The sequence below is a fragment of the Ruegeria marisrubri genome, from assembly GCF_001507595.1.
In the GTDB taxonomy this organism is placed as follows: domain Bacteria; phylum Pseudomonadota; class Alphaproteobacteria; order Rhodobacterales; family Rhodobacteraceae; genus Ruegeria; species Ruegeria marisrubri.
In genome coordinates, this window is record NZ_LQBQ01000037.1 from 26,229 (window position 1) to 42,920 (window position 16,692).

The window sequence follows — 16,692 nt, forward strand, 5'->3', positions numbered from 1 at the left end:
ATCGGGTCGGCGGCGTTGGAAACGACGTGCAATGCCCCTACACTCCGCCGGTCTCGGGTGCTAGGCATGGGCCCGTGGAGGATGGAATTGTCGGAACAGCGCATCAAGGCATTGACCACCGCCGGCCTGAACCTGATCGGTCAGGCGCTGTCGATCTATGACAGCAAGCTGCGGCTGGTCCTCAGCAACCGCCGGTTCCAGGAGATGTTCGACCTGCCCGACGAGCTGGTGCGGCCCGGCGCGGAATTCGCCGACACCATTCGCTATATCGCCGGCAAGGGGGAATACGGCCCCGTCGAGGACATCGAGGAGGTCGTGCGGCACCGCGTCGATCAGGCGCTGGCCTTCGAGCCGCATTACATCGAGCGGGTGCGGCCCAACGGGCAGGTGATCTCGGTCGAGGGGTCGCCCCTGCCGCAGGGCGGCTGGGTCGCCGTCTATACCGACATCACCCGCACCAAGCGGGTCGAGGAACTGCTGCGCGCCCGGTCCGAGGAATTGTCGGACCAGTTGCTGACCCATGCCGAGGAGCTTTCGGCCGCCAACCGCGAGCTTGCGGCGACCATCTCGGCGCTGGAGGAGGCCAAGCGGCAACTGACCGAGATCGAAGCGCGCACCCGCATGACCACCGAGATGATGCCCGCCCATATCGCGCATGTGGATGCCGACGGGCATTACACCTATTCGAACCGGCGTCTCAGCTCGGTCATGCCGGGGCGGCCTTCGGATATTCTTGGTCTTCACATCTCCGAGGCGCTGGGGCCGAGAGCCTTTGCCCGCGTCGCCCCGCATCTGCAAAAGGCCTATGGCGGGCGCACCTCGGTGTTCGAGTTCACCGAGGATCACGACCAGCGCCGCATCCGGGTGTCCTTCACTCCCGACAAGGAGGGCGGCGTCTATATCCTGTCGATGGACGTCACCGAGGAAACCCAGGCCCGCGTCGCGCTGCAGCAGTCGCGGCGGCGGGCCATGGCGGCGCAGATGACAAGCGGGCTGGCGCATGATTTCTCGAACCTGCTGACCATCATCCTCGGGATGCAGGGCAAGCTGGAAAAGATGGACCTGCCGGAAGAGGCCGCCGAACTGGTCGCCGCCACGCAGCAGACCGCGCGCCGGGGCGGGCAGCTGTTGAACCGCATCGCCGACATGACCGGCAACCGGACGCTGCACCCGCAGGCCACCGACATGCGCAGCCTGCTGGAGGACATGAAGATCCTCGCCTCGCCCTCGCTGCCGCGCGGGATGGGGCTGTCGGTGGTCAACACGCTGCCCGACGAGGCGCTGATGCTGGATCCGGGGATGCTGCAGGACGCGCTGCTGAACCTGGTGCTGAACGCCCGCGACGCCTGCGGCGCGACCGGCCAGATCACCATCTCCGCCCATGCGATCAGCTCGATCTGGGTCGAGATCACCGTCACCGATACCGGCCCGGGCTTCTCGCCCGAGGCGCTGGACAAGGCGCTGAACCCGTTCTTCACCACCAAGGGCAGCGAAGGCTCGGGGCTGGGCCTGCCGATGGTCTATGACATGGTCAAGCTGGCCGGCGGCGACCTGCAGCTGCGCAACACCACCTCGGGCGCGGCGGTGATCCTGCGCCTGCCCTACCGCCCAGCGCCCAAGGCGCAGGGCGGGCTGGCGCTGCTGGTCGAGGACAATGACGATCTGCGCAGCCAGTTCCGCGACATGCTGATCGACCTCGGCCTTTCGGTGATCGAGGCGACCTCGGCCGACGAGGCCTCGGCGCTGGCGGCCGAAATCGAGGGCATCTCGGTGGTGCTGTCGGATATCCGGCTGGAGGGTTCGGGCACCGGGCTGGACCTGATCCGGCGACTGCCGCCGGACCTGCCCTGCATCCTGATGACGTCGCTGCCGCTTTCTGACCCGCTGCACCGCGAAGCCCTTGCACAGGGGCCGGTTCTGCGCAAACCCTTCTCGCGCGCGCAACTGTCTGCGCTGCTCCGTCCCGAGGCTGCCTGATGACCCAACCGCTGGTGACCATTCTCGACGACGAACCGGAAATCCGCCAGATCCTGACGGACGCGCTGGAGGATGCCGGTTTCCGCACCCAGAGCTTTTCCCGCGCCCGCGAGTTCGAGGCCTCGCTCAAGCGGGTGACGCCGGATGTCTGCCTGGTGGACCTGTCGCTGCCCGATACCGACGGGCTGGCGCTGGTGCACCGGCTGGCGCTGGAGCAGGGCGCGGCGGTAATCATCATCTCGGGCCGCGCGCAGGTGCAGGACCGTGTGACCGGGCTGGAACTGGGGGCCGACGACTATATCACCAAGCCCTTCGACCCGGCCGAGGTGGTGGCCCGCGTCCGCGCCCGCCTGCGCGCGCCCCGCGCGGTCGCCCAGGGGGGCGACACCGCCCATTTCAACGGCTGGACCGCCCATTTCGACCGCTACGTGCTGGAACACGAAAGCGGCACGGAGACCACCTTCAGCCATGCCGAGGGCGAGGTGCTGCGGATGTTCCTGGAAAGCCCCAAGCGCCTGATCAGCCGCGCCCAGATGCAGGAGATGCTGAGCGGCGGCGCGGGCGAGAGTTTCGACAGGGCGATGGACGTGCGCATCTCGCGCCTGCGCACCAAGCTGCGCGAAGACCCGAAAAACCCGCGCCTGATCAAGACGATCTACGGGGCGGGCTACATCTTTCTGGGCGATGTCAGCTGGCGTTGAGCGGGCCTCGGCCCCAAGCGCATCGGCAGCGAAACGCGCCCATTATGCCCATTAGGCGCAGGCGCTGTCTTGTTCGGCATAGGACCGGAGCACGGAAACATCATTGATGCGGACATGCCCCCTGTTGCTGGTGACGCCATAGCGCTTGAGGCGGCCAAAGGCGCGCGACAGGCTTTCGGGCTTCATCCCGAGCTTGCCCGCCAGCAGGGTTTTTTCGAAGGGCAGGACGATCTCGTTCAGGCCGCTCTCGGCCTCGCTCAGGCTGAGCAGGTAATCCGACAGGCGCTGCGCACCGGTCTTGACCTTGAGCTGTTCGATATCGTCGAGCAGCGCGTCGATGTGGTTCGATGCCGCCGACAGCACCGCCTGAGTCACTTCGCGGTAAGCATCCGGGCAAGCCAGGACGTTGGCCAGATCAATGTTCAGGATCGCGCAATCGCTGACGGCTTCGGCCGAGGTCGGGCTGCGACGGCCCTGCAACGCGGAGATCTCGTTGAAACTCTGCCCTTCCGAAAGCGTGGCCAGCACCGCTTCGCCGCCATTCGGCGACACGCGGTAGAGTTTGACCCAACCCGACTGCACCACCTTCATGGTCTTCGTCGGCTCGCCCTGCAGGCAGATCGTTGCCCCGCGGTCAAATTCCTGCACCCGGGCCTTGGACAGCAGGCAGTCCCTGACCTTTTGGGACAACTGCTCGAACAGTGTTGTATCCGTGATTGCCATAGACATGTGTTTCGCGCTCCCAATCGAGCCTCATGCCTACACTCAGTTCGAGACAAAAAAGTTGAGCCAGATCAAGACGGCTGAATTTTCTTTTCGACGCCGGCGCCCCGGGTGGCGACCGGAAAGTTTGACATTCTGCGACGTCGAACCCCTCTGGCACCCGCCCGAAACCTGCCCTAAGACTTGCCCTCAAGAGGAGCAGCCCATGTCCCACATCACACTGGTTCGCCACGGTCAGGCCAATACCGAGGCGCGCGACGAAGAGAACTACGACCGCCTCAGCGATCTGGGTCACCAGCAGTCGCGCTGGCTGGGCGCGCATCTGCAGGAAACCCGCGCGCACCATCCGCGAATCTACTGCGGCACCCTCACCCGCCACGTGGAAACAGCCACCAGCATGGGGCTGGAAAACCCGGTGCAGGATCCGCGCCTGAACGAGATTCAGTATTTCACCCTGGCCAAGCTGTACGAGGAACAGCACGGCATCACCATCCCGCAGGACCGCGAGGGATTCGTCCGGCACCTGCCGATGACCTTCGAGGCCTGGGCCCGTGGCGAGATCGCGAATCCGCCCGAGACCTTCGCCCAGTTCGAATCGCGGGTGTCCGAGGCGCTGCGCGAGATCGGCACCGAGGGCGGCCCGGCGATCGTCGTCACCTCGGGGGCGCTGATCTCGATGGTGGTGCGGCAGGCGCTGGGGCTGGACATCCCGGCGATGGCGCGGGTCGCCCTTGCCATCATGAACACGTCGATGCATCGTCTCTACCCGATCGGAGACCACCTGAGCCCGGTTCTGTTCAATGCGGTGCCGCATCTGGAAGCGCCCGAGCGGCAATTCGCGCAGACCCATTTGTAACCCGCCCATCGCCGACGGAGACCGCCGATGCAGCTTTACTATGCCCCCAACACGATCTCGGTGGCGGTCGCCATCACGCTGGAAGAGGCGGGGCTGGAATATCAGCCGGTCCGCATCGATTTCGCCAGCGCCGAGCAGACCGGGCCGGGCTACAGGCAGATCAATCCCAAGGGCCGCGTTCCGGCGCTGGTGGTCGATGGCGGGATCCTGACCGAGACCGGCGCCCTGCTGGAGTACATCGCGGCCAAGGCGCCCGAGGCGGGGCTTGTCCCCGACGACCCGCTGCTGGCGGCGCGGATGCGCGAGGTGATGTACTACCTCGCCTCGACGATGCATGTGAACCACGCGCACAAGATGCGCGGGGCCCGCTGGGCCGACAGGAAATCCAGCTGGAAGGACATGGCGGCCAAGGTGCCCCAGACCATGACCGCCTCCTGCAGGTATATCGAGGCCAGCGGCCTGCGGGGACCGTTCGTGCTGGGCGAAAGGTTCAGCCTTGCCGACCCGTATCTTTACGTGGTGTGCAGCTGGCTCGAGGGCGACAAGGTCGATGTTTCGGGTTTTGACAAGATTTCCGCATTCCGCGAGGCCATGGAGGCGCGCGCCTCGGTTCAGGCGGTCAAGGCCGCCGGGATGCTCTGACAGAAGGACGAATGATGACACATCTCTGGGTCCGGGCCGAACAGCGCCCGAACGAGGAACGGGTGGGGCTGACGCCCGAGGGTGCGGCGCAACTGATCGCGGCCGGCATCCGCGTGACGGTCGAGGAGAGCCATGTCCGCGCCATCCCGATCGACGGCTACCGCGCAGCGGGCTGCGAGATCGCGCCCGAAAACAGCTGGCCGGAGGCGCCGTTGGACGCGATCATCTTCGGCCTCAAGGAACTGCCCGAGGACGGCACGCCCCTGCCGCACCGCCACATCATGTTCGGCCATGCCTTCAAGGGCCAGCATTCGGGCCGCAAGCTTCTGGAGCGGTTCAAGGCCGGCGGCGGCACGCTGTATGATTTGGAGTACCTGGTGGACGAGAATGGGCGGCGGGTCGCGGCCTTCGGCTATTGGGCGGGCTACGCGGGCGCGGCGGTGACGCTCAAGACCTGGGCGGCGCAGCAGCGCGGCGAGATCTGCGGCCCCGTCGGTGTCTATCCCGGCAAGGACGCGCTGAACGCCGAACTTCTGGCCGAACTCGACGCCACCGGCGCCCCCCGCCCCCGCGCCATCGTGATCGGCGCTCTGGGCCGGGTCGGCACCGGGGCCTCGGACCTGTGCGAGGCGATGGGGGTCGAGGTGACCAAGTGGGACATGGCGGAGACCGCCCATGGCGGGCCGTTCCCGGAAATCCTGGAACACGACATCTTCCTCAACTGCATCTTCGCGCGGCCGGGAACCCCGGTCTTCGTCCCGCGCGAGGCCCTGACCGCCCCGCGCCGGCTGACCGCCATCGGCGACGTGGCCTGTGACCCCGACAGCGACTACAACCCGGTGCCGGTCTATGACCGCGCCACCACCTGGGAAGAACCCGCCCTGCGCGTCGCCACCGACCCGGTGCTGGACGTGATGGCCATCGACAACCTGCCCTCGATGCTGCCGGTCGAGAGCTCTCAGGACTACGCCGCCCAGCTGCTGCCGTCGCTGCTTGCGCTGACCGACATCGACAGCGGCGTCTGGGGCCGGGCCAGGGCGACATTCGAAACTCACATGAAGGGAATCTGAGCCATGACCATCCACTGGTGCGGCACCGGCCTGTCGGCCATTCCGGGCCTGCGACGCCTGATCGAGGCCGGCTATCCGGTCACCGTCTGGAACCGGACCGTCGAAAAGGCCCGTGCCGAGGTCGGCGACCTGACCGACGACATCCGGACCTTCGACATCGACGCTCTGGGCGCTGTGCTGGAAAAGGGCGACGTGATCGTCTCGATGCTGCCGGGCGACTGGCACGTTCCACTGGCCGAACTGGCGATCGAGAAGGGCGCGCATTTCGTGTCCTCCTCCTACATCGCGCCCGAGATGCGCGCGCTGGATGACAAGGCCCGCGAAGCCGGCGTCGCGCTGGTCAACGAGGTCGGGCTGGACCCCGGCATCGACCACCTGATGGCGCATGCGCTGGTGGACGACTATCGCGCGTCCGACGCCTTCGACCCGGAAAACCATCTGAGTTTCATTTCCTATTGCGGCGGCATCCCCAAGAACCCCAACCCGTTCCGCTACAAGTTCAGCTGGTCGCCCCTGGGTGTGCTCAAGGCGTTGCGTTCCCCCTCGCGGTCGATCCGCGACTATGCCCCGCTGGACGTGGCCCGGCCGTGGGACGCGATCAGCACCTATGTCGCGCCGCTGCCCACGCCCGAAAGCTTCGAGGTCTATCCCAACCGCGACTCGATCCCCTTCATGCAGCAGTACCATTTCGAGGATCACTGGCCGGTCAAGGAATTCGTCCGCGGCACCCTGCGCCTGAACGGCTGGTCGGATGCGTGGTCGGACGTGTTCCGCGAGATCGAAACGCTGGAAGGCCCCGAGGGCGAGGCGCGGCTCAAGGAAATGTCCGACCAGTTCTGGGCCGAAAACGCCTATGACGAGGGCGAGCCCGACCGCGTCGTGCTCTGCGTCGGTCTGAAGGCCGAGAAGGACGGCAAGGCAGTCTGGCACAAGACCTATGTGATGGACGCCTGGGGCGACGAGCGTGGCAGCGCCATGGCCCGCCTCGTCTCGATCCCGGTCTCGCTGGCGGTCGAAGCGGTGCTGAACCGCGCCATCCCCGCCGGGGTCCACGCCGCGCCCAGCGATCCGAAACTGGTTCAGGCCTGGATGGCCGAGATCGACAAGCTGGCGCAGCACCTGCAGGTGGTCGATCACACCGCCTGACACACCAAAGGGCGCGGCTTGCCCACCGCGCCCTGTGCTTCATCTTTTCGAAAATACTCCGGGGAGCGCGAGGGGCTGGCCCCTCGCTCCCGCCGCGGACGATCTCACATCAGGTCGTTTTCCACGTCCTCGGCCGAGATCCCCAGCGCATCCAGACCATTTTCCAGATGATCCGACAGGTGCGGCGTGCCGATCAGGTAATCGGCGCAGGGGGTCGAGGCCTCGGCCCGCGCTGTTGCGATCGCCTCTTCCAGATCCTCCGGGAAGAAACTCTCGCGCCCGATCCACATGATCGCCACCAGTTCCGCCTGCTCATCCTCGCTCATTCGCTCGATGAAGGCACGCATCTCGCCCTCGGCGCGGCCCAGTTCGCGCCCCATCAGGGCCACCTGCGCCACCTTTCTCGGCGAAATCTCCAGCATGTCCGTACTCCTCTGTCCGCTTGTTTGGACCCATCACAACCCGCAGAGTCACTTTTCGTCCTTGATCTTAAGCAAACAAGTGGTGCCAGAGCCAGTCCGGAACGAAACACGACAGCCGGACCGGGATTGAAAGAAGCGCGGGGAAGCTGAGCGCTGGTTTCGCTGTGGTAGACTCGGCTTCGGGAATCGACGAAAGGTTTTTCACAATGTTGACGCGAGCCCTGACGACGCTGCTTTTTCTCGCTGCGGTCCTTCCCGCGGCTGCGCAGATGAAAGCGGATGTGACATTCCAGCCCGGCAATTTCGGAACCATGGTCAGCGGCGCCATCTCTGGCGACGAGTATTTCGACCATGTACTGGGCGCCAGAGCCGGGCAGGAAATGTTCGCCGAACTTCAGGTCAGCGACACCAACGGCAACGGCGTGATCTATTTCAACATCTTGCCTCCGGGCAGCGACGGAGTGGCCATCTACAACGGCTCGGTCGACGGCAACACCGCCCGCATCATCCTGCCCGAGGATGGCGACTATACCATCCGCGTCTACCTGATGGGCAACGACCGGGATACCGGCAAGACCGTCGGCTACAATCTGGACCTGTCGATCCAGTAGGCCTCAGCCCTCGGTCTTGCCCAGCGGCACCACGTTGGCGCGGTCCTCGGGGGCCAGTTCCTCGAAATCGAAGTTGTCCAGCCGCTGCGCGCGGCGGCCGGCCTTTTCGGCGCTGATCTTGATCTCGGAAATATCCTTGGCCGCCTGACCGAAATGCCGGTCAAGATTGGCCACCCGGTCGCCCAGGCGCTCGACATCCTTGTGCAGCAGGCCCAGTTCCTTGCGGATCGCGCCCGCCTGTTCCCGCATCCGCGCGTCCTTCAGGATCGCCCGCATCGTGTTCAGCGTGGCCATGCAGGTGGTCGGCGAGACGATCCAGACCCGTTTCGCGAAACTCTCCTGCACCAGTTCAGGGAACTTGGCGTGCAGTTCGGCATAGACCGCCTCGGAGGGCAGGAACATCAGCGCCCCGTCGGCGGTTTCACCGTCCAGGATGTACTTGGTCGAGATGTCCGTGATGTGTTTGCGCACCGTGGTGCGGAACATCTGCACCGCCGCCTTCAACTCCATGTCATTGCCCGCGCCCACCAGCGCCTCATAGGCCTCCAGCGGGAACTTGCTGTCGATCACGATCGGACCGGGCGGGTTGGGAAGGCGGATCAGGCAGTCGGCGCGTCTGCCATTCGACAGGGTCGCCTGCAGCACGTAGCTGTCCGAGGGCAGCGCCTTGGACACGATGTCGTTCAACTGGATCTCGCCGAAGGCGCCGCGGGTCTGCTTGTTCGACAGGATGTCCTGCAGCGACAGCACGTCGCCCGACAGCTTGGTGATGTTGTCCTGCGCCTTGTCGATGGCGGCCAGACGCTCTTGCAGCTGGGTCAGCGAGGTCGCGGTCTGTTTCGAGGTGCCGTGCAGGGTTTCCTTCATCCGCTCCTGCATCTCGGCCAGCGCGCGGGCGGATTTCATGGCGTTGTCGGCCAGGCGGTCGTTCATGTGCTGCTGCACCGCCGACAGGCGTGCTTCGACCGTCTGGATCACCTGCACCTGCGCATTGGCCTGCGTGTCCGAGACATGCTGCAAGCCGCCGCGCAATTGCTCCTGCCCGAGGCTGAGCTGCTGCACCGACTGGCCAAGCACCGCCATCTGCTGCGCCAGCGGCTCGGCCATCCGGGCCGAGCGGTTGGCGGCGCGCAGGGCCAGGAACAGCAGGACAAGGATCAGCAGAACCACCCCCGCCCCGATCAGGCCTGCCATCACCATCGGATCGTCCAGGGAATAGCTGTTGCCTGCAATCTCGATCATCTCAACCTACTTGTTCTCGTTTTGTTTCTTCTTTTCTACCGCCGACCGGTGGCCGGATCAACTGCGCCCGAACAGCCGTTCGATATCGCTCAGCTTCAGTTCCACATAGGTGGGCCGCCCGTGGTTGCACTGGCCCGAATGGGGCGTGGCCTCCATCTCGCGCAGCAGGGCGTTCATCTCTTCGGCGCGCATCCGGCGGCCCGACCGGACCGAGCCATGACAGGCCACCCGGCTGAGGATCGCCTCGATCCGGGCCTGCACCGTCTGGCTTTCGCCCTGATCGGCCAACTCGTCCAGAATGTCGAGGATCATCGCCCGCGCGTTGACCTCGCCCAGAATGGCCGGGGTTTCGCGCACCGCCACCGCGCCGCCGCCGAAGGGCTCGATGGTCAGGCCCAGGCGCGACAGGTCATCGGCCACCGCGAGCAGCCGGGCGCAGTCGCCCTCGGACAGCTCGACGATCTCGGGGATCAGCAGCGCCTGCGCGGCCACGCCGTTCTCGGCCATCTGTGTCTTGAGTTTCTCATAGACCAGCCGTTCATGCGCGGCGTGCTGGTCCACGATCACCATGCCGTCGGCAGTCTGGGCGATGATGTAGTTTTCATGAACCTGCCCGCGCGCCGCCCCCAGGGGCAGATGCTCGGGCGGCGTCTGGTCGGGCGGCGCAGGTTCGGCCACGGGCTCGACCACGCTGCCGCTGTAGGCATTGGCCAGATCGGCAAAGCCGGGCGCCTGCGCCTGATAGGCCATGGCCCGCGCCGCGGGCGAGGGCCGGTCCATCTGATAGACCCGCGCGGGCGCCGTCGGGGCCGGTTCGGGCCGCATCGCACCCAAGGTCGCGTTGGCCACGGTGGTCGAGGCACGGTGCCCCGCCTCGGCCAGCGCGTGGCGCAGGCTGGAGACGATGAGCCCGCGCGCCACGCCGGGATCGCGGAACCGCACCTCGGATTTCGCGGGGTGCACGTTCACGTCCACCAGCGTCGGCTCGCAGTCGATGAACAGGGCCGCCGCCGGGTGCCGGTCGCGGCTGAGGAAATCGAAATAGGCCGCGCGCAGGGCCCCGGTCAGCATCTTGTCGCGCACCGGCCGGCCGTTGACGAACAGGAACTGCGCCACCGCCGCGCCGCGCGAATAGGTGGGCAGCGCGGCATAGCCATAAAGCCGGATCCCCTCGCGGGTGGCGTCGATCCGCAGCGCGTTCTCGGCAAACTCGCGCCCCAGGATGCGGGCCAGCCGGGCGTGCAGCGCATCGAACAGGTCTCCGTTCTCGCGGTCGGCGCGGAACACCACGCGCCCCTCGCCGCCGCCCGAGACATCACGCAGGGTGAAGGTGATGGAGGGCTCGGCCATGGCCAGCCGCTTGACCGTGTCCGAGATCGCCTGCGCCTCGGCCCGGTCGGTGCGCATGAATTTCAGCCGCGCGGGCGTGGCATAGAACAGGTCGCGCAGCTCGACCACGGTGCCGGCGCGCAGGGCGGCGGGCTTCACCGGCTCCATCTTGCCGCCGGCCACACGGATCTGCGCCGCCTCGGCACCCGGCACGCGGCTGGTGATGGTCAGACGCCCCACCGCGCCCAGCGAGGGCAGCGCCTCGCCCCGGAACCCGAAGGTGTGGATGTTGAGCAGGTCGGACCCGTCGATCTTGGAGGTCGCGTGGCGCGACAGGGCCAGCGGCAGATCCTCGGGCGCGATGCCGCACCCGTCGTCGGTCACGCGAATCAAGGTCTTGCCGCCGTCGGCGATGTCGATGGCGATCCGGGTGGCGCCTGCGTCGATCGCGTTCTCCACCAGTTCCTTGACGGCCGAGGCCGGACGCTCGACCACCTCGCCTGCGGCAATGCGGTTGATCGCGGCCTCGTCGAGTTGCCGGATCACGGGGCGATTTTCGCCGATATTGGGGTTTGCCTGCGACATACCCCCATACCTAGCACGCACGAACGCGATTCTGCCACCGGTTTGGAGGAGGATTTAACTGGAACGGAACGCAGTCGCCCGGCCGCATCCGATGAGGTCTGCCAGCGGTGCTGACGGCAGGCGTTTCGGATCTGGCCGGGCGAGTTGTGAGTGGTGCTTTCCATAGAGCCGGCTTGAATGTCGCCCGTTGCACCACAGTTGGCGGCTTCGTGCACCAGAAATATGGCCACGGGTCAGTCTGGGCGGTGTTCAGCCGATCCTCGGCAACCGGGACGCGGGAAACCGCCAAGTCAGGCCTGTCCGGGTGCGCCCGTGCGAGTTCGGCAGGGGCCGAACAGGGCGGCAAGGGCAAGGATGATCCCCGACATCGTGGCGATCATTCCGGCGGCGCTGACCGCGTCCTGCGCGCCCAGCCACAGGGGCCCGTATCCGGCCAGAACATAGCCCGACACGGCCGAGGCCACGGCAAAGGCCACGCTCCACGCGACCTGCCGTTCCAGCCGGTTGGTCATCATCCGGGCGGCGGCGGGCGGGCAGATGAACATGGCGATCACGATGATCGAGCCCACCGCGTCAAAGGCGGCCACCGCCGCGATGGCGGCCATCATCACCAGCATCAGGCCCAGCAGGTTGGTGCGGATGCCGATGGTGCGGGCATAGCCTTCGTCGAAGGTCGAGATCTTGAGCGGCCGCCAGAGCGCCCAGGTGAACAGGATCACGACGCACATGGTCAGCGCCATGCGCGGCAGTTCCGCCGGCAGCCCGGCCAGCGCCTGCGGGTCGAGCAGCGAGGCCCAGCCGGTCGCGTCCAGCCAGATCAGGCTTTCGAGATTGCCGTAGAGCGCGTGTTCCACGTCCAGATGCACGGTCGATGTGTCGGTCTGCTCCAACAGCAGAACGCCGCCGGCAAACATTGTGGTGAACACCACGCCCATCGCCGCGCCCGGCTCGATCCGGCCAAGACGGCGCACCGACTCGATCAGGATCACGGCCAGAATCGCCGCCCCCGCCGCGCCCAGCATCATCGGCCAGGTGGCGATCATGCCGGTCAGCAGGAAGGCCACGACGATGCCCGGCAGCACCACATGGCTGATGGCGTCGCCGATCAGGGCCTGCTTGCGCAGCACTAGGAAATTGCCGGGCAAGGCACAGGCCACCGCCGCAAAAATACCGATCAGCAGCGGGGTCAGAGAAAGGGAGACGAACTCTTCGCCACTCATGCCGTCACCCCCTGCGGGCCGCCGATGCGGCGGTCGATCTCCTCGATCTGGTCGCGGGTCAGAACGGTCTCGATATCGCGCAGCCCGTCATAGAGCGCGGCGGTGGCCTCGTGCGCCTGATCGGCACGCACCAGTTCCCAGCGTTTCTCGTCGCGCAGCGCCTTGGCGGCGCGGGCCTTGCCCTTATCCGTCGGCACGCCGTCGGCCCGCACCAGGCCGGCGCGGCGCAGCAGGCGCAGGGTCAGCGGTTCATAGATCGTCTGCCCCTGGGCCAAAGCCAGCAGCCCCTGACGCATGTGCACACGCCGCTGGAACCGGGCATGGCGCAGCACGGCGGCGAGAACGCCGCGGACCGGCGCCAGCAGCAACGAGACAGCGAAGAAGGCGAAACTGACCAGAACGATGATCGGCCCCGTGGGCAGGTTCGGAGCCGAGGCCGACAGCGCCGCACCCAGATAGCCAGCCAGACCGCCCGCGAGACCGCCGATCAGCACCACGCGGTCGGACCGCTCGGTCCAGAAGCGCGCCGTCACCGGCGGGATGATCAGCAGCGCCACGATCAGGATCAGGCCGACGATCTTGAGCCCCACCACCGTCACCGCCATCACCAGCCCCATCATGGCAAGGTCGATGCGCGCGACCGGCAATCCGCGCGCGGCGGCATATTCAGGGTCAAAGGCCACCAGCATCATCGGGCGGCGGATCAGCATGACCAGCGCCAGCGTCGCCGCGCCGCCAAAGGCGATCACCATCGCGTCGGCCCAGAGCATCCCGGCGGTCGAGCCCAGCAGGAAGCCTTCGAGCCCCGCCTGCCGCCCCACGCCCATGGTCTGGATCACCGTCAGCAGCACCACGCCAAAGCCGAAGAACACCGACAGGATGGCCCCGATCGCCGCGTCTTCGGCCAGACGGGTGCGGCGGGTCAGCCAGTTCATGCACAGAAGGCCCACCCAGGCCGACAGCGCCGAGCCGATCAGCAGGCCGATCAGGTTGCGCCCCTCGCCGCCCAGCGCCACCATGACCATGAAGGCGATGCAGACCCCCGGCAGGGTGGCGTGGCTGATGGCGTCGCTCACCAGCGCCCGCTTGCGCAGGAACAGGAAGGTGCCGGTGACGCCCGCCGAAAGGCCCAGCAGGGTGGCGCCGATGGCCACCAGCGTGGCGTTGTAGCCGAGTTGAAGGGTCAGGGCCTCCCACAGCATGGGCTTATCCCAGCGCGCGGGAGATCTGGTCGATCTGCGCCGTGGCCAGCCGGCCGCCATAGGTGGCCTGCAGCGTCTCGGCGGTAAAGGCCTCGTCCACCGGCCCCTCGGCCACCTTGCGCGTGTTGATCAGGAAGACGTGGTCGAAATAGTCGGTCACGGTGGCAAGGTCGTGATGCACCACCACGACGGTCTTGCCCGCCTGTTTCAGCGATTTCAGAACCGCGATGATCGCCTTTTCGGTGGCGGCGTCCACCCCGGCAAAGGGCTCGTCCAGCAGATACAGGTCGGCGTCCTGCGCCAGTGCGCGGGCCAGGAACACCCGCTGCTGCTGGCCCCCGGACAGCTGGCCGATCTGGCGGTCGGCAAAGTCATGCATGCCGACCCGGTTCAGGCAGTCCATCGCCTTGGCGATGTGGCGGGCGCGGACCCGGCCCAGCAGCCCCAGTTCGCGGTAGAGCCCCATCAGCACCACGTCGATCACCCGGGTCGGGAAATCCCAGTCCACGCTGGCGCGCTGCGGCACATAGGCGATGCGGGCGCGGCTGTCGTCCAGAGGCTTTCCATAGACCGTTACTTGCCCCGACAGCGGCTTGACGATGCCCAGCGCAGCCTTGAGCAGGGTCGATTTGCCGGCACCGTTCGGCCCGATGATTGCGGTCATGGCGCCCGGCTGCACCGTCATGTCCACCGAGAACACCGCCGGTTTCTGCCCGTAGGAGACGGTCAGCCCCCGGATCGCCAGAGGGCTGTGCGCCACGTCCTGCGGCGTGATCCGGGTGCCTTGATCTGCTGCGAGCTCGAGCGTCATCTCAGAACCCCGCCGAGAGTTGGCCGTTCATGCCGCGCGCGGGCACCTCGGCGCCCAGCGCCCCGGCGATCACGGTGATGTTGTGGTCGAGCATGCCCAGATAGGTACCCTCATAGGTGCCCTCTTCGCCCATCGCGTCCGAGAACAGCTCGCCGCCCACCGTCACCTCGTGGCCCTTGGCGGCCGCACCCTCGATCAGCGCCCGCACCGAGCGGTCGGAGACCGAGCTTTCCACGAAAACGGCCGAGATCTTGCGTTCGACGAGGATATCCACCAGTTCGCCGATGCGGTTCAGGCCGGCCTCGGACTGGGTCGAGATGCCCTGGATGCCCATCACCTCGAAGCCGTAGCTGCGGCCGAAATAGCCGAATGCGTCATGGGCGGTGACCAGCACCCGGTTGTTTTCGGGCACCTTGGTCAGTGCCTCTTTCGCATAGGCGGCAAGGCGGTCGAGTTCGGCCAGGTGACGGGCGGTGTTGGCGGCAAAGGTCTCGGCCGCCTCGGGGCGCAGTTCGGTCAGCGCGCGCTGCACCTCGACCACCACGTCGCGCCACAGCTCGGGCGTCATCCAGACATGCGGGTCATACTTGTCGGCATAGTCGTCATGGGCGCGCAGTTTCGACTTGTCGATCGCCTCGGCCACCGCGACCACGGCGCGCTTGCGGGCCAGATCGTGAAAGAACTCCTCCATCTGCGCTTCCAGGTAGAGGCCGTGCCACAGGACCAGGTCGGCGCGGGTCATCGCGACGATGTCGCTGCGGGTCTGGCGATAGGAATGCGGGTCGACGCCGGGGCCCATCAGCCCCTTGACCTCGACCAGATCGCCGCCGACCTGGCGGGCGGCATCCGCGATCATCCCCGTGGTCGCCACCACCTTGAGCGGCTGCTGCGCCAGGGCCGCCATCGGTGCGGCGGCGACCAGGGCAAGAACCATCAGAAAGCTGCGACGAATCATGGCGAATCCCGTTTTGTGATTTTCTCGAACACCAATATGCGAACCATTCGCAACCAAGTCAATGCAATTGAGAATTATTCGCAACAAAGAAAGTTTTTTTGTCCATTCGGTCAAATTTTGCCGCGAAACCCGCCCCTCCCCGCTTGCCATGCACACGCAGCTCATGCGATTTTGGCGCCAAACCTCCCAAAGGAAGCGATGATGGAAACGCAGAGCCTCGAGCGCACCGCGCATCTGCCGCAAGTGACCGAGCCCAGGAACCCTGGCATGGCGCTTGATCTGGACTGGGTGAGAGCGGTGCAGGCCAACACTTCGGCCATTGAACGCCGCGCCGCGACCCTGCCCGGTCGCCGGTCCGTGAAGAAAGACTATCAGGCAGCCTGGCTGCTGAAGGCGATCACCATGATCGACCTGACCACCCTGTCGGGCGATGACACCGAGGGCCGCGTGCGGCGCCTGTGCGCCAAGGCCCGGCAGCCCGTGTCGCCCGCCCTGCTGAAGGCCCTGGGCATGCCGCCGATCACCACCGGCGCGGTCTGCGTCTATCATGACATGATCGAAACGGCGGTGGACGCGCTGAAGGGCACCGGCATTCCTGTCGCGGCCGTGTCCACCGGCTTTCCGGCGGGGCTGTCGCCCTTTCACCTGCGCGTGGCCGAGATCGAGGAAAGCGTGAAGGCCGGGGCCGAGGAGATCGACATCGTGATCTCGCGCCGCCATGTGCTGAAAGGCGACTGGCAGGCGCTTTATGATGAGATGAAGGCGTTTCGTGCGGCCTGCGGCGAGGCGCATGTAAAGGCCATCCTGGCCACCGGCGAATTGGGCAGCCTGCGCAACGTGGCGCGCGCCTCGCTGGTCTGCATGATGGCGGGCGCCGATTTCATCAAGACCTCGACCGGCAAGGAAAGCGTCAACGCCACCCTGCCCGTGTCGCTGGTGATGATCCGCGCGATCCGTGACTATTATGACCGCACCGGCTATCGCGTGGGCTACAAGCCCGCGGGCGGGATTTCCAAGGCCAAGGACGCGCTGGTCTACCTGTCGCTGATCAAGGACGAGCTGGGCGACCGCTGGCTGCAGCCCGACCTGTTCCGGTTCGGCGCCTCGTCGCTGCTGGGCGATATCGAGCGGCAGCTGGAACATCACGTCACCGGGGCATACTCGGCCGGATACCGGCACCCGATGGGCTGAGGACAGGAC

At 66.4% G+C, this 16,692-nt stretch carries 16 protein-coding genes; 8 read left to right on the forward strand and 8 right to left on the reverse strand.

The window, feature by feature from the left end; translation table 11 throughout:
- The first annotated feature begins 81 nt into the window (after positions 1-81).
- Both AVO45_RS16680 and AVO45_RS16685 read left to right on the forward strand, forming a co-directional pair.
- The gene (locus AVO45_RS16680) at positions 82-1,977 is read left to right on the forward strand and encodes a PAS-domain containing protein (protein WP_068349331.1); all 1,896 of its coding nucleotides are present in this window, start codon (positions 82-84) and stop codon (positions 1,975-1,977) included.
- A complete protein-coding gene (locus AVO45_RS16685; protein ID WP_068349332.1) occupies positions 1,977-2,678 on the forward strand; it encodes a response regulator transcription factor in 702 nt (233 codons plus the stop codon). Before AVO45_RS16680 ends, AVO45_RS16685 begins: the two co-directional genes overlap by 1 nt.
- Before the next feature lie 51 nt (positions 2,679-2,729).
- Here the strand turns inward: AVO45_RS16685 and AVO45_RS16690 are convergent, their stop codons facing one another.
- Positions 2,730-3,407, reverse strand: a complete 678-nt coding sequence (locus AVO45_RS16690; protein ID WP_082688853.1) for a Crp/Fnr family transcriptional regulator — start codon at positions 3,405-3,407, stop codon at positions 2,730-2,732.
- A 199-nt stretch (positions 3,408-3,606) separates the two neighbouring features.
- Here AVO45_RS16690 and AVO45_RS16695 point away from each other — a divergent pair, with 199 nt between their 5' ends.
- Genes AVO45_RS16695 through AVO45_RS16710 form a run of 4 tightly spaced genes read left to right on the forward strand, consistent with a single transcriptional unit; the run spans position 3,607 to position 7,115 of the window.
- A complete protein-coding gene (locus AVO45_RS16695) occupies positions 3,607-4,257 on the forward strand; it encodes a histidine phosphatase family protein (protein WP_068349337.1) in 651 nt (216 codons plus the stop codon).
- Positions 4,258-4,284: 27 nt separating this feature from the next.
- The gene (locus AVO45_RS16700) at positions 4,285-4,899 is read left to right on the forward strand and encodes a glutathione S-transferase family protein (RefSeq protein WP_068349339.1); all 615 of its coding nucleotides are present in this window, start codon (positions 4,285-4,287) and stop codon (positions 4,897-4,899) included.
- 14 nt (positions 4,900-4,913) lie between these two features.
- Entirely contained in the window at positions 4,914-5,969 is a 1,056-nt protein-coding gene (locus tag AVO45_RS16705; protein ID WP_068349613.1) for a saccharopine dehydrogenase, read from the forward strand.
- A gap of 3 nt (positions 5,970-5,972) precedes the next feature.
- A complete protein-coding gene (locus AVO45_RS16710) occupies positions 5,973-7,115 on the forward strand; it encodes a saccharopine dehydrogenase family protein (protein ID WP_068349341.1) in 1,143 nt (380 codons plus the stop codon).
- A gap of 104 nt (positions 7,116-7,219) precedes the next feature.
- Here AVO45_RS16710 and AVO45_RS16715 read toward each other — a convergent pair whose 3' ends face one another.
- Positions 7,220-7,537: a DUF3775 domain-containing protein gene (locus AVO45_RS16715; RefSeq protein WP_068349343.1), complete on the reverse strand. Its 318-nt coding sequence runs from the start codon at positions 7,535-7,537 to the stop codon at positions 7,220-7,222.
- 206 nt (positions 7,538-7,743) lie between these two features.
- Here AVO45_RS16715 and AVO45_RS16720 point away from each other — a divergent pair, with 206 nt between their 5' ends.
- On the forward strand, positions 7,744-8,148 hold the full coding sequence (locus tag AVO45_RS16720; protein ID WP_068349345.1) for a hypothetical protein: 405 nt from the start codon (positions 7,744-7,746) through the stop codon (positions 8,146-8,148).
- Between the two features lie 3 nt (positions 8,149-8,151).
- Here AVO45_RS16720 and AVO45_RS16725 read toward each other — a convergent pair whose 3' ends face one another.
- From AVO45_RS16725 to AVO45_RS16750, 6 genes are all read right to left on the reverse strand, one after another.
- On the reverse strand, positions 8,152-9,390 hold the full coding sequence (locus tag AVO45_RS16725) for a DNA recombination protein RmuC (protein WP_068349347.1): 1,239 nt from the start codon (positions 9,388-9,390) through the stop codon (positions 8,152-8,154).
- A gap of 57 nt (positions 9,391-9,447) precedes the next feature.
- On the reverse strand, positions 9,448-11,304 hold the full coding sequence (mutL, locus tag AVO45_RS16730) for a DNA mismatch repair endonuclease MutL (RefSeq protein WP_068349349.1): 1,857 nt from the start codon (positions 11,302-11,304) through the stop codon (positions 9,448-9,450).
- Positions 11,305-11,594: 290 nt separating this feature from the next.
- The gene (locus AVO45_RS16735; protein WP_068349351.1) at positions 11,595-12,524 is read right to left on the reverse strand and encodes a metal ABC transporter permease; all 930 of its coding nucleotides are present in this window, start codon (positions 12,522-12,524) and stop codon (positions 11,595-11,597) included.
- Entirely contained in the window at positions 12,521-13,726 is a 1,206-nt protein-coding gene (locus AVO45_RS16740; RefSeq protein WP_068349353.1) for a metal ABC transporter permease, read from the reverse strand. The genes AVO45_RS16735 and AVO45_RS16740 overlap by 4 nt, the downstream gene beginning before the upstream one ends.
- 4 nt (positions 13,727-13,730) lie before the next feature.
- Positions 13,731-14,537: a metal ABC transporter ATP-binding protein gene (locus AVO45_RS16745; protein ID WP_068349355.1), complete on the reverse strand. Its 807-nt coding sequence runs from the start codon at positions 14,535-14,537 to the stop codon at positions 13,731-13,733.
- A 1-nt stretch (position 14,538) separates the two neighbouring features.
- A complete protein-coding gene (locus AVO45_RS16750; protein ID WP_068349357.1) occupies positions 14,539-15,492 on the reverse strand; it encodes a metal ABC transporter solute-binding protein, Zn/Mn family in 954 nt (317 codons plus the stop codon).
- A 201-nt stretch (positions 15,493-15,693) separates the two neighbouring features.
- On the opposite strand from AVO45_RS16750, the gene deoC reads away from it, so the two are divergent.
- The gene (gene deoC / locus AVO45_RS16755) at positions 15,694-16,683 is read left to right on the forward strand and encodes a deoxyribose-phosphate aldolase (protein WP_068349615.1); all 990 of its coding nucleotides are present in this window, start codon (positions 15,694-15,696) and stop codon (positions 16,681-16,683) included.
- Positions 16,684-16,692: the final 9 nt, after the last annotated feature.